This window comes from Saccharothrix saharensis, assembly GCF_006716745.1.
Classification (GTDB): domain Bacteria; phylum Actinomycetota; class Actinomycetes; order Mycobacteriales; family Pseudonocardiaceae; genus Actinosynnema; species Actinosynnema saharense.
In genome coordinates, this window is sequence record NZ_VFPP01000001.1 from 4,264,646 (window position 1) to 4,279,272 (window position 14,627).

General features: G+C 71.7%; 16 protein-coding genes. 7 read left to right on the plus strand and 9 right to left on the minus strand.

Translation table 11 applies throughout. The annotated features are described in order from the left end of the window. Positions 1 to 17: 17 nt before the first annotated feature. Positions 18 to 893 (minus strand): aldose 1-epimerase family protein, encoded by an 876-nt coding sequence (locus FHX81_RS18470; protein WP_141979352.1) that lies wholly within the window; start codon positions 891 to 893, stop codon positions 18 to 20. Positions 894 to 961: 68 nt separating this feature from the next. Here FHX81_RS18470 and FHX81_RS18475 point away from each other — a divergent pair, with 68 nt between their 5' ends. From FHX81_RS18475 to FHX81_RS18485, 3 genes are all read left to right on the plus strand, one after another. After that, positions 962 to 1,516 carry a TetR/AcrR family transcriptional regulator gene (locus FHX81_RS18475; protein WP_141979353.1) on the plus strand — a complete coding sequence of 185 codons (555 nt, stop codon included), beginning with the start codon at positions 962 to 964 and terminating at the stop codon, positions 1,514 to 1,516. Then, the gene (locus FHX81_RS18480; RefSeq protein WP_141979354.1) at positions 1,513 to 2,337 is read left to right on the plus strand and encodes an MBL fold metallo-hydrolase; all 825 of its coding nucleotides are present in this window, start codon (positions 1,513 to 1,515) and stop codon (positions 2,335 to 2,337) included. Before FHX81_RS18475 ends, FHX81_RS18480 begins: the two co-directional genes overlap by 4 nt. A gap of 76 nt (positions 2,338 to 2,413) precedes the next feature. Continuing rightward, positions 2,414 to 4,570 carry a hypothetical protein gene (locus tag FHX81_RS18485; protein ID WP_141979355.1) on the plus strand — a complete coding sequence of 719 codons (2,157 nt, stop codon included), beginning with the start codon at positions 2,414 to 2,416 and terminating at the stop codon, positions 4,568 to 4,570. Here FHX81_RS18485 and FHX81_RS18490 read toward each other — a convergent pair. Next, positions 4,539 to 5,921, minus strand: a complete 1,383-nt coding sequence (locus FHX81_RS18490; protein WP_141979356.1) for an APC family permease — start codon at positions 5,919 to 5,921, stop codon at positions 4,539 to 4,541. The genes FHX81_RS18485 and FHX81_RS18490 overlap by 32 nt on opposite strands. Positions 5,922 to 6,004: 83 nt before the next feature. Beyond that, entirely contained in the window at positions 6,005 to 6,238 is a 234-nt protein-coding gene (locus tag FHX81_RS18495; RefSeq protein ID WP_141979357.1) for a hypothetical protein, read from the minus strand. A gap of 94 nt (positions 6,239 to 6,332) precedes the next feature. On the opposite strand from FHX81_RS18495, the gene FHX81_RS18500 reads away from it, so the two are divergent. Beyond that, on the plus strand, positions 6,333 to 7,172 hold the full coding sequence (locus tag FHX81_RS18500) for a helix-turn-helix domain-containing protein (protein WP_141979358.1): 840 nt from the start codon (positions 6,333 to 6,335) through the stop codon (positions 7,170 to 7,172). Here the strand turns inward: FHX81_RS18500 and FHX81_RS43005 are convergent. From FHX81_RS43005 to FHX81_RS18515, 3 genes are all read right to left on the minus strand, one after another. Continuing rightward, a complete protein-coding gene (locus FHX81_RS43005; RefSeq protein ID WP_425473829.1) occupies positions 7,151 to 7,621 on the minus strand; it encodes a hypothetical protein in 471 nt (156 codons plus the stop codon). The two genes, FHX81_RS18500 and FHX81_RS43005, sit on opposite strands and share 22 nt — an antisense overlap. Further along, a complete protein-coding gene (locus FHX81_RS18510) occupies positions 7,618 to 8,892 on the minus strand; it encodes an MFS transporter (protein WP_141979360.1) in 1,275 nt (424 codons plus the stop codon). Before FHX81_RS18510 ends, FHX81_RS43005 begins: the two co-directional genes overlap by 4 nt. Before the next feature lie 81 nt (positions 8,893 to 8,973). After that, positions 8,974 to 9,165 (minus strand): hypothetical protein, encoded by a 192-nt coding sequence (locus FHX81_RS18515; protein WP_141979361.1) that lies wholly within the window; start codon positions 9,163 to 9,165, stop codon positions 8,974 to 8,976. A gap of 161 nt (positions 9,166 to 9,326) precedes the next feature. Between FHX81_RS18515 and FHX81_RS18520 the strand changes: the two genes are divergently transcribed. After that, entirely contained in the window at positions 9,327 to 10,244 is a 918-nt protein-coding gene (locus tag FHX81_RS18520) for an RNA polymerase sigma factor (protein ID WP_141979362.1), read from the plus strand. Between the two features lie 11 nt (positions 10,245 to 10,255). Further along, positions 10,256 to 11,548 (plus strand): hypothetical protein, encoded by a 1,293-nt coding sequence (locus FHX81_RS18525; protein WP_141979363.1) that lies wholly within the window; start codon positions 10,256 to 10,258, stop codon positions 11,546 to 11,548. A gap of 277 nt (positions 11,549 to 11,825) precedes the next feature. Here FHX81_RS18525 and pdxH read toward each other — a convergent pair whose 3' ends face one another. Together pdxH and FHX81_RS18535 are read right to left on the minus strand one after the other, a co-directional pair. After that, positions 11,826 to 12,482 carry a pyridoxamine 5'-phosphate oxidase gene (gene pdxH / locus FHX81_RS18530; RefSeq protein WP_141979364.1) on the minus strand — a complete coding sequence of 219 codons (657 nt, stop codon included), beginning with the start codon at positions 12,480 to 12,482 and terminating at the stop codon, positions 11,826 to 11,828. Between the two features lie 170 nt (positions 12,483 to 12,652). Next, complete coding sequence (locus tag FHX81_RS18535; RefSeq protein WP_246107872.1) at positions 12,653 to 13,396, minus strand: urease accessory protein UreD; 744 nt, start codon at positions 13,394 to 13,396, stop codon at positions 12,653 to 12,655. A gap of 74 nt (positions 13,397 to 13,470) precedes the next feature. Between FHX81_RS18535 and FHX81_RS18540 the strand changes: the two genes are divergently transcribed. Further along, entirely contained in the window at positions 13,471 to 13,977 is a 507-nt protein-coding gene (locus FHX81_RS18540; RefSeq protein WP_141979365.1) for a DUF4232 domain-containing protein, read from the plus strand. Here the strand turns inward: FHX81_RS18540 and ureG are convergent. Then, positions 13,947 to 14,627 carry an urease accessory protein UreG gene (gene ureG / locus FHX81_RS18545; RefSeq protein ID WP_141984004.1) on the minus strand — a complete coding sequence of 227 codons (681 nt, stop codon included), beginning with the start codon at positions 14,625 to 14,627 and terminating at the stop codon, positions 13,947 to 13,949. The two genes, FHX81_RS18540 and ureG, sit on opposite strands and share 31 nt — an antisense overlap.

The following is a 14,627-nucleotide window of genomic DNA, read 5'->3' on the forward strand; positions in this document are numbered from 1 at the left end:
TTAGCGACGCTAACGGCCTACGACAGCGGGCGCAAACCCCACCGGCCGGCCCACGACTCGCCCGGCTCCAGCCACAGCAGGTCGACCCCGCTGTTCAACGCGTCCGGCGGGCACGTCATCGGCTCGATCGCGACCGCGCGGCCCCGACCGGGGAAGTTGTCGGGCGTGTAGACCTGCACCCACTTGAAGTCCGGGTCGGCCCACACCTCGACGCCGCCGGCGGGCCCCTTCAGCACGTGCCGCACCAGCCCGTCCACGGGCTCGCACCCGCCGAACGCGGTGTCCAGCTGCACGCCCTCCAGCAGCCGCGCCACCCGGAAGTCGTACTCGGTGCCCTCGACGGGCGTGGCCGGGCCGTTCGGGATCATGGTCTGCGCGTCCACCGGCAGCACGGTGGTGGCGGCCAGCGACAGCGACGTCTCGTCCGTGGCCGACGCCCCGGCCCGCGGGTACGGGTGCGTGCCGACCCCGAACGGGGTGCGCTTGTCACCCACGTTGGTGACGCCGTGCGACACGCTGAGCCCGTTCTCGTCCAACGCGTACGTGATGGTGGTGCGCAGCTCGACCGGCCAGCCGAGACCGGCGACCGGCGTCTCCAACGAGATCAGCGACCCGGTGTGCTCCACGGTGCCCCAGATCGCGCGGCGCACCAGGCCGTGGATGGCGTTGCCCCGGGCGGGCTCGCCGATCTCGAGCTGCTGCTCCTCGCCGTCGAGCACCCATCTGCCGCCGGCCACGCGATTGGGCCACGGCACCAGCACCGCGCCGCTGCCCATGGGCGGTTCGTCGTCGTACGTCTCCACGTACGGCACGCCGCCGATCTCGTAGGACTTCAGTCCCGCACCTTCGGGTGCGATGACGGCGCGCGCCGCGCCGTGGGCGATCTCCAGCATGGGTCAGGAGCGTATCCGAGCGGCCCTCCGCTTGACGGACTTACTAGACCGGTCTCTATAGTAAGACCATGCCGAGACGGACCGACACCCGACAACGGGTGGTGCGCACCGCCGCCGACCTCTTCCGGGCGCAGGGCTACCACGCGACGGGGATCAACCAGGTGCTCGCCGAGGGCGGCGCGCCCAAGGGCTCCCTCTACTTCCACTTCCCGGGCGGCAAGGAGCAGTTGGCGGTCGAGGCGGTGACGTTGGCGGGCAACGAGCTGTGCGACGCGCTCGCCGCCGTCCTCGACTCCGAACCGGACTCCGCGAAAGCGCTTGCCCAAGCCCTGGAACTCCTCGGCCGGGACCTGCTGGCTTCGGACTTCCGCAGCGGGTGCCCCGTCGCCACGGTCGCGCTCGACGCCGCGTCGGACAGCGAGCCGATCCGCGCCGCCTGCGCGGACGTCTACGCCCGGTGGCAACGACTCATCGCCGCGCGCACCGGTGACGAGGACGTGGCGACGGTCGTGCTGGCCGCCATCGAGGGCGCGCTCCTGCTCGCCCGCACCCGCCGTTCGCTCGATCCCCTGCACGCCGTCGGCGCTCGCCTGAGCGCCTTCCTGGGAAGGCCGAGGCCATGAAGGTGCACCACCTCAACTGCGGCACCATGCGCCCGTTCGGCGGGCGGCTGGTGACCGGCCGGGGTTCCTGCTTCGGCACGGCCGAACTCGTCTGCCACGTGCTGCTCCTGGAGACCGACGACGGCCTGACCCTCGTCGACAGCGGCATGGGCGTCGACGACGTCCGCACCCCCGACGAGACGCTCGCGCGCGCCTGGCGGCTGCTGAGCCGCCCGGTCCTGGACGAGCGGGAAACCGCGCTGCGCCAGGTGGAAGCCCTCGGGTTCACCGCCGCCGACGTCCGGAGGGTCGTGCTGACCCACCTGGACCTCGACCACGGCGGTGGCCTGCGCGACTTCCCCCGCGCCGAGGTCCACGTCTCCGCCGAGGAACTGGCCGCCGCCACCCGTCCGGGCAAGTCGGGCAACGACCGCTTCCGCTACCCCGACGGCCAGTGGCGGCACGGCCCCCGCTGGGTGCCCCACGAGACCACCGGCGAGACGTGGTTCGGCTTCTCCGGCGTCCGCGAGGTCGGCCCCGACGTCCTGCTCGTCCCCCTCTTCGGCCACACCCACGGCCACACCGGCGTGGCGGTCCGCACCGGTGACCGCTGGCTCCTGCACGCGGGTGACTCCTACTTCCACCACGCCGAGCTCCGGCCGCAACCCCACTGCCCGCCCGTCCTGACCTACATGCAGAAGCGCATGGAGGTCCGGCGCGAGCTGCGCCTGGCCAACCAGGAGCGGCTGCGCGAGCTCGTGCGCGACCACGGCGACGAGGTGGACGTCTTCAGCGCCCACGACGCCACCGAACTGCGTCGCCGCCAAGGGGTCCTCGCGTGATCCGGTAGCCGTCGGGCCCCCGGCCGGGCCGGGGTGGTCGCAACCCCTACGCTGCACCGCTCATGGGAGCAGACCGGTGACCGCCTCGGCCCTGGACGGCATCGACGACGTCGACTGGGCGTCCCTCGACCACGCGTACGGCTCGGCGGAGGACGTGCCGCGAACGTTGCGCCACGCCGTCGGCGCGGACGAAGGACCGGCCGGCGAGGCTTTCGAGCACCTGTTCGGCAGCATCTACCACCAGGGCACGCTGTACTCGGCGACACCTCGGGCGGTGCCGTTCGTGGCCCGGCTCGCCGCCGACCCGGCCACGCCCCGGCGCTGGGGCCTGGTGCACCTGCTCGGCGTGATCGCCGACACGGACGACGCCCCGCCCGGGGTGCTGGCGGACGTGCGGGCGGCGTTGGACCGGGAGACCGCGCGGCTGCTGCCGCTGCTCGACGACCCGGACGTGGAGGTCCGGCACGTCGCCACCCACCTGCTCGGCAACCTCCCGCCGGCGGACGGCGTGGTGCCCGCGCTGCTGGCCCGGCGCCGGCGCGAGCGGTCGCCGCGCGTGGCGGCGGGCCTGTTGGCGGCGGCCGGCCGGCTCACGCCGGCGGAGTGCGCCGGGTGGTTGGCGGAGGAGGTGGCGCCGGGCCGTCCGGCGGCGGTGCGCGCCGGGGCGTTGTGGGCCATCGCGGACGCCGGGCTGCCGTGGTCGGACGCGGCGACCGCGGCCGTGGTCGACTGCTGGGTGGACGGCGACCCGCTGCGGAACTGGGTGTGGTCGGACGACCCGTTCGCCGATGTCGTGGCGCGGCTCGAGGTCGCGGACCTGGCCGCGCTGTGCCGCACGCTGTTCGAGCGGGGCACGGCCGAGTCGGCGCAACGGGCCGTCGACGCCGCCTACGAGCGGTGCACGCGGTCGCGGTCCGCCCGTGCCGCGCTGGCCCCCCTGCTGGCAGCCGGCCTGGACCACCCGGCCCCCGGGGTCCGCGTCGCCGCCGCCACCGCCGTCCGGGACGTGCCCGTGGCCGCTCCCCTCGCCGCCGACCGGCTGGCCGCGCTGCTCGTCGACCCACCGCCGACCGACCGGAACAGCCCGGAAGCCCGGCTGTTCGCCCTGGCCCTGGAAGTGCTGATCACCCTCGGCGACCCGCGCTGGCGCGAGCCGCTCGCGACCGCGCTCGCCGCCGAGGGGGTCGAGCCGGAAGTCCTGGGGGCGCTCGTCGACGCCGCCGTGCCGTGCGATCCCGTGCTGCTGGGCGCGGTGCGGCGGCGGCTGGCGGCGCTGCCGGCGCAGTGGGCGTTCTCGTCGGACCACGACGCCGTCCTGGGCCGGATGCGGTGGCACAACGAGGTCACCAACCTGACCAGGCTGCTGCACCGGTGGGGCGCGGACGCGGCAGACGCCGTGCCCGAGCTGGCCCCGCTCGTCCCGCACGACCAGTGGTGGGCGGTCCGCGCGCTGGCCGCGATGGGGTCGGCCGCCTCGTCGGCCGTGCCCGCGCTGACCGCCGTCCGCGACGACCCGGCGGCGTCCTGGCGGGACCGCCTCGCCTGCGCACGGGCCCTGGCCGCGATCACCGGCGACGTCGGGCACGTGCGCGCCGGCGTGGCCGAGGCCGCCGCCTACGACCCCGTCCCGGCGGCGCAGGCGGCCCTGCACCACGCACTGCCCCTCGACGACCTGCTGCCGTCCCTGCGCGTCATCGCCACCACCGCCGCGGGCGACGACCCGGCCACCATCCGGATCCGCCTCGAAGCCGCACGCCTGCTGCTGCGCGCGGGGCACGCGGACGCCCCGGTCCGGGCCGTCGCCGACGCGCTGGACAGCGCCCGGCACGTGGCGGACGCGGCCGAGCTGGCCGGCCGGATCGGACCACCGGCCGCACCCCTCGTGCCCCGCCTGCGGGAACTGCTCGCCGACCACCACGACACCCACGCCGCCGCACTGGCCATCCGCCGCGTGACGGGTGAGACCCAGCCGCTCCTGGACGCCATCCGACACCGGCTGGCGTGGCTGGGCCCGGGTGCCTGGCTGGTCGAGTCGCTGCGCGAGCTGGGCTCCGACGCGGACCCGCTGCTGCCGGACCTGCACGCGTTGGCCCGCGGTGACGCCGCGATGCCGGGCGGCGGCGTCCACGGCCGCCAGGTGCGCCAGGACGGCGAGGAACGCGACCGGCTCCTCGCCGTCCTGGCCGAACTCGGTCAGGAGGTCACTTCGCCAGCTTCTCCGCGTCGAACGTGACCTTGCCGTGCACCAGCCGGTTGATCAGCCAGAGCACGACGCCGGCGGCGAGCAGGTACAGGGCGATCTCGTAGTCCGCCGACGCGCGCCCCGACAGCGGGCTGGCCAGGTAGGCGCACGTGATCGCGCCCAGCACCGGCACCCACGTCGGCGCGCGGAAGTGCTTGTGGTCGACCTTCTCCTTGCGCAGCACCAGGACCGCGATGTTGACGATGGTGAAGACGACCAGCAGCAGCAACGCCGTCGTGCCGCCGAGCTTGGCGATGTCGGTGGTCGACACGAGGATGATCGCGACACCGGACGTGAAGATGATGGAGATCCACGGCGTGCGGCGGAACGGGTGCACGGTGCCGAACACCTTCGGGATGATCCGCTCGTTCGCCATGCCGTAGATCAGCCGGCTGGCCATCAGCATGTTGATCATCGCCGAGTTGATGACCGCGAACAGGCCGATCAGCGAGAAGACCCACAGCGGGAAGCCGGGCGCGCCGACCGTGACGACCTTCAGCAACGCCGACGAGCCGGCCTCGGACAGCTCGTCGGCGGGGATGAGCAGCGACGACGTGATCGCGACCAGCACGTAGATGACCGCCGCGATCACCATGCCCCACAGCATCGCGCGCGGGAAGATGCGGACCGGGTCGCGGCACTCCTCGGCCATGTTCACCGAGTCCTCGAACCCGACCATCGCGAAGAACGCCAACGCCGTGGCGGACGTGATGGCGACGAGCGCGCTCTGGCCGGGCGCCGGGTCGACCTGGGTCAGCCGGCCGGGGTCGCCGTCGCCCGCCATCACCGCGTAGATGCCGATCGCGATGATGATCACCAGGCCGGACAGCTCGATGCACGTCAGCACGACGTTGGCCTTGACCGACTCCGAGACGCCCCGGAAGTTGATCAGGCCCAGGCCGATGATGAACAGGATCGCGACCAGCGTCGCGGACACGGTGAACGTGTCGGAGAAGAACTCCTTGATGACGGACTGCAGGTAGGTGCGGCCGAACGCGAGCGCGGCGGACGACGCCGAGGTGATGCCCGAGCTCATCACCGCGAACGCCACCATGAAGGTGAGGAACTGGATCTTGAACGCCCGGTTGGTGTAGAGCGCCGCGCCGGCCGCCCTCGGGTACTTGCCGACGAGTTCCAGGTAGCTGAACGCGGTCAGGAACGCCACCACGAACGCGACCAGGAAGGGCAGCCACAGCGCGCCGCCGATCTTGCCCGCGACGTTGCCCGTGAGGGCGTAGATGCCGGTGCCGAGGATGTCACCGACCACGAAGAACAGCAGCAGCTTCGGGCCGATGGCCCGCTTCAGTTCCGGTTGCTCCGGTGCGCTCGTCGCTTCCGCCATGCCGAGTGAGTGTGCCGGATCACATTGGACCGGGATAGTCGGATCCGCACACCTTGGGCAAGTCTTGATGTTCGAGTCGCACGTCAGGCCGTCGCGGCGGCCCGCAGGTCGGCTTCGGCCCGTGCGATCGCTTCGTCCAGCGCTTCCCGGAACGCCGCGATCTGGCCCGCTTCGAGCCGGACGCCGTCCACGCCCGAGGGCAGGAACACGTCGATTCCCCCGTCCTGGACCTCGAGGCTCAGCACGTCCTCCTTGTCCGAGTAGCACCGCAACAACCACTCGCGCTTCGGCGTAGTCACCTTGATGATCGGCTCCATGCCGCAAGATTTGCAGACATTCTTAAACGCCGGCAATAACTCGATAGAGTGACTGTCCTTGCGCTGCAATTTGCACGCGCTCTAATTTCACCGCATGGCACGCCGCGCTGGAACGTCGGCCCGATCCCGCCGACTCGCACACGTCCTCCGGAAACTCCGCGCCACCGCCGGCCTCACCATGGAGGCCGTGGGCGAGGCGGTGGGCATGTCCGGGAGCAAGATCAGCCGCATCGAGTCGTCCGACATCGGCGTCTACCTGGACGACCTGGAGAAGCTGCTCGACTTCTACGAGGTTGCGCGCAAACAACGCGTCGAACTCCTCGGCCTCGCCCGGCACGCCGAGCAGCGCGGTCTGCTGCGGACGAACAACCCGAACCTTCCCGAGGACTGGCAGACCTGGGCGGACTTCGAGGACGAAGCCAGCGCACTGTTGCATTACCAACCGCTGGCGATCCCGGGTCTCCTGCAGACGCCGGAGTATGCGCGCACTTTGATCGAAGCGACTGGGCACACCTTGACGGATGGACAAGTGGATGCCCTGGTGGCAAGTCGAATGGCACGCCAAGGGTTGCTCAGCCGCAGCACGCCGCTCAAGCTGAGCGCGATCATCGAGCAGAGCGTTTTGGAGCGCCCGTTCCACGACCAAGGGGCACACCGCCGCCAAGTCCGACACCTCATCGACACCGGCGAACGCCCGAACGTCACGGTGCGAGTGGTGCCGACCGACGCGGAACTGCACGGCGGCCTCAGCGGACCGTTCGTGATCCTGAAGTACGACGACGACCCGAGCCTGGTGCTGCTGGAGAACAAGGTCGCGAGCCTGTTCATCGACGTGGACGACCAGATCGAGGTGTTCGAGGCGACGTGGGCCGCGCTGCGGCGTTTGGCCTACACGGAGGAGGAAACGCTGGATTACCTCAAGGATCTCGCGTGAAACGATGGGTTCATGACCCTGTGGCGTAAGAGCTCGCGCAGTGCCGACACCGCCAACTGCGTCGAAGTGGCCCGGGTCCGGGAGCGGGTGGCGGCGCGGGACTCGAAGAACCCCGCGCCCACCATCACGTTCCCCGCCTCCGCGTGGGCGCGGTTCCTGCGGGGTCGGTAGTCCTCCCACACGTCGTAGTCGGCGGTGTCCGGGCCGGCGGTGTCGTCCACGCCGACGGCGGCCAGTCGGCGGTGGAGCACGAACAGGCCCAGGCGGTCCTGCGGGAAGCGAGCGAGGTCCAGCACCACGCCGAACAGCTCCTGCAACCCGCCCAAGACCTTCACCTGGTGCTCGCGCAGGGCGGCGTTGTAGGCGTTGCTCGCGCAGTAGCCGCGCCGGGACTTCGGGTGGGCGTCCAGGTACGCCTCGACCAACGCGCGGCGGTCGTAGGTGGTCACCCCGCCAGTGTCGCCGGGGCCACCGCCTCGGGCGTGAAGCGGTAGCGCTTGATCGCCGGGATCGCCAGCACCGCCAGCGCGGTACCGATCACGACCAGGACGCCCCCGACCGCCGTGGCGTTGCCGGGGCCGATCATCGCGCCCGTGGTCCCGTGCAGCAGGTCGGCCAGCCGGGGACCGCCCGCCACCACGACGATGAACACGCCCTGCATCCGGCCGCGCATCTCGTCGGTCGCCGCCGCCTGCAGGATCGCGCTGCGGAACACCATGCTGATCATGTCCGCCGCGCCGCCGATCGCCAGGAACACCACGGCCAGCCACAGGGCGTGCGACAGGCCGAACCCGATCATCGCCACGCCCCACGCCACGACCGCGATCACCACGCCCACGCCGTGCCGCGTCACCCGCGACGTCCAGCCGGACGTGAGGCCGCACAACATCGCCCCCAGCGGGATGGCCGCGAACAGCAGCCCCAGCGCCAACCCGCCGCCCGCCGGGTCGCCGAACGTGTCCTCGGCCAGCTCCGGGAACAACGCCCGCGGCATGCCGAACACCATCGCGATGATGTCCAGCAGGAAGCTCGCCAGCAGGATCTTCTGCACGGCCAGGTAGCGGAACCCGTCCACCACGTCCCGCAGCCCGGCCCGCCGCGACGTCCCGCTCAACGGCGGCAGCGGCGGCAGCTTCCACACCGCCCAGATCGTCAACGTCAACGCGACCGCGTCCACCAGGTACAACGTGGACAGCCCGACCACCGGCATCAACGCGCCCGCCAGCATGGGCCCGAACACGCCGCCGAACATCATCACGGTCGACCCCAGCGCCGTGGCGGCCGGGATCTGCTCGGCGGGCACGAGCCGGGCGATCGACGCGGTCCGCGCGGGCGCGTTGACCGCGAAGAACACCTGTTGCAGCCCGAGCAGGGCGATCACCAGCCACACCGAGTCCACGTGCAGCGCGGCCTGCCCCCACAGCAGCACGGACGTCACCGCGATGCCCGTGTTCGTGACGACGAGCAGCTTGCGCCGGTCCACCACGTCCGCGATCGCGCCGCCGTACAGCCCGAACACGAGCAACGGCACCAACGCCACCCCGGCCGACAACCCGACCCAGCCCGACGACCCGGTGAGGTCGTACACCTGCTTCGGCACGGCCACCGCGGTCAACTGGCTGCCGATGGCCGTCACGACGGTCGAGAGCCACAGCCTCCGGTACGCCACGACCCTCAACGGCCGGGTGTCGATGGCGATCTTCCCGAGCACTCTCCGCACGGTCGTTAGCGTACGTCAACTAACGACTTCCGCACCGAGACGTGCACCACCGCCCGGAGGCGGAGGCGCCCGACGCCCGGATCAGCCGATGAGCCGGTCCCAGAAGACCCATGCGCCGGCGAAGGTGGTGCCGCCGGTGAGGAACGCCAGCGGCAGCGAGCGCATACCGGCGTGGAACAGCCAGCCTGCGCCGACCGCGCACAGCAGCGCGAGCAGCAGCACCAGCGCGGTGCGCACGCTGAAGTGCGGCTTGTGGTGATCGGTGTCGCACATGGTCATCGCTCCCTGGGGGTGGGGTGGTGCGGGAGTTCTAGGCGCGGAGAGCCGCGGCGACCCCTGTGAGAAAAATCTTGGGGGGAAGCCGGGGGCGAGGCCCCTAAGACCAAGGCGTGAGCACCCGGGAACCTTCGCGGCCGCCGGCCAGGGGAGAGCGCATGACGGAAACCGGTTCGTCCAGCCCGACGGGGATGGACGACCAGGTCGACGCCCGGCCGATGTTGTCGGACGGCGAGCTCGAGGAAGTCGTGGCCGAGGCCATCATCAGCCAGGTGGTGGCCGAAGCGGAGATCGCGCTGCTGGGTGCCACGGCGGCCCCGCTCCCCGACGCGGAGCGGATCAGGCGGCTGGACCAGGACCGTCGGCTGGTCGAGGCACTGCGGTCGACCGACTTCGAGGGCCCGCGCTTCGAGGCCGCGTACCGGAAACTGCGGCAAGCGCTGCTCGAGTACGCGTACCCGGTCGTCGGTTCCTTGATCAACACCGGGACGATCTTCGCCAAGACGTCCCGGTACAGACAGCCGCTCTCCAGGGACGCCCAGGCGGCGGCGATGCTGTGGACCGCGGAGGAGCGCCACGACGCGATCGACGACTCGATCGCGTGGGGCAGCGCGTTCTTCCTCGAGTACGGCTTGAAGCGCGGCAAGTGGGACCACCGGCGGGGCGCGACCTTGTCGACCTACTTCGTCGGAGCGTGCATCTGCGGCTTCATCGGGGTGTGCAACGACCGGTGGAAGCACCGGCAGCTCGAGCTGGCGTTCGTGCAGTCGGCCCCGCACCGCGAGACCGAGGCGGGCGTGCACGAGGACGTGCTCCACTCGATCCCCGCCAGGGGCCTGGACGGCCGGGACCCGGCTGAGGTGGCAGCCGCGCGCGACGAGGTCGCCCGGGCGATGTCGAAGATCAAGAGCGTCGAGGTCCGCGAAGCGCTGCTCCTGCAAGCCGACGGGATGACGCAGGCCGAGGCCGCGGGGGTGGTCGGCCTGTCGCCCAAGGGCCTGGAACGGCGACTGTCCCACCAACGCTCGAAGTTCCGGCCGCCGAACATGATCAGCAAGACCGAAGACGAGGGGTAGGGGGTACGACCGTGAAGATCAACGACACCCATTTCACCACCCCGCGGGAAGACACCGACGAGGTGGTGGGGTTCGACGAAGAGTTCGACCGGCTGCTCGGCGAGTCCAGCCTCGGTGCGCCGAACGCGCGTGCGGTCCGGGAGTTGACGGATCGGGCGAAGGTCGAGGCGATGCTCGACCGCACCGAAGAAGACGGTGGTGAGATCGGGCACGGCGACGCCGACACCGCGCTGCTGGCCCTGGTGCGCGCGGCGGCTTCCGATCCCGCCGCCCGGCACACGACGGGAGCCGGGGCCAGACCCTGCGCGCAACCCTGGCCGATGGGCGCGAAGGCATCTCTGGGGATGCTCGCGCACCTGGCCGAGGTCGACGTGTTCCGCTACGTCCACCGGGACATCGCGCGCATGGTGCTCGACACCGTGCTCAAGGTGAACGTGCCCCGACTGCTCGCGAGGCTGACCAATGGCGCCATCGAATCCAGCCGGATCGTGGACGAAACCGCGGAGGCGTTGCTGACGACCGACGTCGAACCGGGGTCCTCCCGAATCGACTCCACCGGGTCCACCGGGTTCGCCCACCACCCCACCGGGCTCGGGAAGTCGATCACCTCGGCTTTCATCCTGGCGCAGCTCGAACCGCACGGAGAAGTCCGCACGCACGGAGCCCGGGACCGGGTTGTCAGGCAGCAGGGCCGACTCGACGAGTTGCTCGACGTGCTGGTGCGGTTCATCGAGAGTTCGACGGCCCTGGTCGGGGCCGACGTGGCCGAACCGGCCCCACCCGGATCGGAGGTCGACCCGGGGTTCGCGTTGGACCAGGTCGACGCGCTCATCCTGGCCCCCCTGTACGAAGGACCGAAGGACACCGCCGAGCTGGAATCAGCCGTGCGGATCCACCTCGGCCTGCGCGACCTCTCGACGACCGAGTTCAGGGAGCGGTTGCACCGCCTCTACCGCGATCGGCTGGTCGGCAGGGCGGCGAGACCCCAGGGGCACCGGTCACGGGCGAACCTCCGGCTCACCGCGGCCGGCCGGCGGTCGTTCACGGAGTGGCTGACCGGCGGGAAAGACCGGGAACGCGCCGAAGTGGTGGTGCGCATCCTGAGCACGACCATGTTCGACGCGGCTCAACGCGCTCGGCTGTACGTCAGGCGTGACCGACTCGGACTGCACCAGGGGCAGACCGCGACCATCTGCGGGTGGATGGCCGAGAACCTGCCGCCGGAGCTGTTCCGCACCTGTTCCACACCGGATCGGCTCGCGGCTTCGCACGAACTGCTGAGGACCATCCTGGGGGAATCGTGACAACACCGGAAGCACCGGACGGAGGCGGCCGGAGAGCGCGGAGGCGTCGGACGGGCAGGGCTGACCGAGTCCCCCTGACGCGTACGGGCATCGGCTCCGCGCACCGGAGGCCGCCTGTCCGCCGGCTGCGCACGGACCAGTGGCGACGCATCGGACCACGCCCTTGACCGTTGGTCCAACCCACGATGCCTGATCGTGGCGGGGGCGGCACGAAAACGGCCTCCGCCACGCATCGGGTGGTGGCGGAGGCCGGGCACGTCATCCCGCGGCGTCGCGACTAGGGCGCGATGCGCTGCACTTCCCAGCCGTCGCGGCCGAGGCGGAAGCGGAGGCGGTCGTGCATGCGGTCGCGGCGGCCCTGCCAGAACTCGACCTCTTCGGGGCGGATGCGCCAGCCACCCCAGTGGGGCGGCACGGGTACCCGGTCGGCGTCGGCGAACTGGCGCTCGACCTTGTTCAGCGCGCTCTCCAAAGTGGAGCGCCCGCTGACCACGCGGGACTGCGGGGACGCCCACGCGCCCAGCTGCGAGCCGCGCGGGCGGCTCGCCCAGTAGGCCGCGGTCTCGGCGGGGCCGACCTTCTCCACGATGCCCCGCACGTGCGCCTGCCGCTGCATCGCGAACCACGGGAACGTGGCCGAGGCGTACCGCGTGGCCATCAGGTCGTGGCTCTTGGCCGAGGTGTAGTTGGTGAAGAACACCAGGCCGCGCTCGTCCAGGCCCTTGGCCAGCACGGTCCGCGAGGACGGGCGGCCCTCGGTGTCGGCGGTCGCCAGGACCATCGCGTTCGGCTCCGGCAGGCCCGCGCCCGACGCCTGGTCCAGCCACAGCTGCAACTGCTCGTGCCAGCTGGCCGCGAGGTCGCTCTCTGTGAGCGAGCCCTGTTCGTAGGACACGCGCATAGACGGCAACGCGATGTTCGTCGTCTCCGACATCCCGACCTCCCGGAGCGTACTTCGGCCTGGCCAAGGCACTTGTGGCACCTAGCGATCCCGCGACGGTACGGGTTTCACCGTCGGTGCGAAACCGCCCGCACGGTGATGACCGCCACCCGATCCGTGACTTTCGGTGTGACCCCCGCCTCGGAATCGAGTCCGAGATCGAGTCAGAAGCCGCCCGACCCGGGGTGCCCGGCCCGTGCCTGGTCGAGCGCCCGTTCGACGGTCACCGCGTCGTGGCCGACGGCGGTGCTCAGGCTGCCGCCGCGCACCAGCGGAACGAGTGACCACCACTGGTCCGAGACCGCTCCCGGGAGGTCTTCGCCCCAGCACAGCAGCTCCGTGCCGAGCACCCGCCGCCCCGCCAGGCCGGCCGGGCTCGCGTCCACTTCGGGCACTCCCAACCGAGACGTCTGCCGCAGCACCGGCCCGTTCCGCCGGACGTCCAGCGTCGTGGTGAGCGAGCCGGGCCGCTCGCCCTTGCGCCCCAGCACGACGATCTCCCGCGCGCGCAGCCGAGCGCCTTCACCCATCCGCGCGCGGAACACCGCTTCGTGGCACGCACGCGCCGTGACCACGGTCGGTTCCGGCACGTACGCCAACGACGCGCCGTCGGCCAATTCCACGTCGACGAGCGCACGGCTGCCGCCCGCGTGGTGGCCGGGCAGCACCAGCGTCGCCGCCACGCCGCGCAGGTCCAGCGACGCCCCCGCCTCGACCGTGACGCGCAGTTCCAGGTCGTCGCCGCCCAACGGCGCGGTGACCGCGCTCACCAGGTGCACCAGCGCCACCTCGTCACGCCCGCGCCGGAGTCGTGGCACCAGCCGCAGCGGCGCCATCGACCGCAGCTCGCGCACCACCGTTCGCCCCTTCGGGTCGAGTGCCACGACCAAGTGGGCTCTCGCCCTCACCGGCGCAACCCCTGTGACCCCCGACACGTCCTCGCACCGGGTGGACTTCCCACCCGCGGATCCCGGGGGAGACCATGACGAGGAGATTTCTCGCGACAGTTGCGATATCGGCCGCCGTGCTCGCCGCGGGGGGAACCGCCGTCGCCCGAGCGGAGAGCACCACGTGCGGGTCGGTGGACCTCGACATCGCCTTCGGCCGCGCGGGAGGCGCGGCCGGCACCACGTACCGGGAGGTCGTGCTGACCAACCGGGGCCTGCGCACGTGCGTCCTGCGGGGCTTCCCGGGAGTGTCCTATGTGGACGCCAACGGCGACCGGGTCGGCGCGGCGGCCGTGCGCGTCGGCGAACGCGGTGCGCCGCTCACCCTCCCGCACGGTGCCGCCGCCACCTCGGACGTGGGCTTCGCCCAGGTCGACAACTTCGACCCGGACGCGTGCCGCAAGACGCCCGTGTGGGGCGTCCGCGTGTTCCCGCCGGGCGAGACCGCGCCGCTGTACCTCCGGATGACCGACCAGCACGGATGCGCGGGTGACGTGAGCGCGTTCGGGAATCACCTGACCGCCGCGAGCGTGCGGAGCTGAGCGCGCACCCAGTCGGCCACCGCGGGAGCGTCCGGTGTGTCCACAAGGGACTGGCTGATCACCGGCAGCTCGCCGCGCATCCGGTGGGCGTCGGCCGTCATGACACCGAGGTCGGCGCCCACCATCGGCGCGAGGTCGGTCTTGTTGATCACCAGCAGGTCCGCGGTGGTCACGCCGGGACCGCCCTTGCGCGGCACCTTGTCGCCGCCCGCCACGTCGACCACGAAGACCTGCCGGTCCACCAGGCCACGGCTGAACACGGCGGTCAGGTTGTCACCGCCGCTCTCGATGATCACCAGCTCCAGGCCCGGTACCCGGTGCTCCAGCAGCTCCACCGCGTCCAGGTTGGCGGTGATGTCGTCGCGGATCGCGGTGTGCGGGCACGCGCCGGTCTGCACGGCCTCGATCCGCTCGACGTCCAGCACCCCGGCGGCGCGCAGGAAGTCGGCGTCCTCGGTGGTGTAGATGTCGTTGGTGACGACGGCGAGGTTCACGCTGCCGCCCAGCGCCCGGCACAGCGCGGCGGTCAGCGCGGTCTTGCCGCTGCCGACCGGCCCGCCGATGCCGATCCGCACGGCCCGGTGCTCGTGGTCGTGCGCGTGGTGCGGGTCGTGGCCCGCGTCGGTGGGGTCGAAGTTCACCGGGTGCAC

Bases quoted from the DNA above. Each gene is read 5' to 3' on its own strand.
- FHX81_RS18470 (WP_141979352.1), bottom strand. From the start codon at position 893: ATGCTGGAGATCGCCCACGGCGCGGCGCGCGCCGTCATCGCACCCGAA.
- FHX81_RS18475 (WP_141979353.1), top strand. From the start codon at position 962: ATGCCGAGACGGACCGACACCCGACAACGGGTGGTGCGCACCGCCGCC.
- FHX81_RS18480 (WP_141979354.1), top strand. From the start codon at position 1,513: ATGAAGGTGCACCACCTCAACTGCGGCACCATGCGCCCGTTCGGCGGG.
- FHX81_RS18490 (WP_141979356.1), bottom strand. From the start codon at position 5,921: ATGGCGGAAGCGACGAGCGCACCGGAGCAACCGGAACTGAAGCGGGCC.
- FHX81_RS18495 (WP_141979357.1), bottom strand. From the start codon at position 6,238: ATGGAGCCGATCATCAAGGTGACTACGCCGAAGCGCGAGTGGTTGTTG.
- FHX81_RS18500 (WP_141979358.1), top strand. From the start codon at position 6,333: ATGGCACGCCGCGCTGGAACGTCGGCCCGATCCCGCCGACTCGCACAC.
- FHX81_RS18515 (WP_141979361.1), bottom strand. From the start codon at position 9,165: ATGTGCGACACCGATCACCACAAGCCGCACTTCAGCGTGCGCACCGCG.
- FHX81_RS18520 (WP_141979362.1), top strand. From the start codon at position 9,327: ATGACGGAAACCGGTTCGTCCAGCCCGACGGGGATGGACGACCAGGTC.
- pdxH (WP_141979364.1), bottom strand. From the start codon at position 12,482: ATGTCGGAGACGACGAACATCGCGTTGCCGTCTATGCGCGTGTCCTAC.
- FHX81_RS18540 (WP_141979365.1), top strand. From the start codon at position 13,471: ATGACGAGGAGATTTCTCGCGACAGTTGCGATATCGGCCGCCGTGCTC.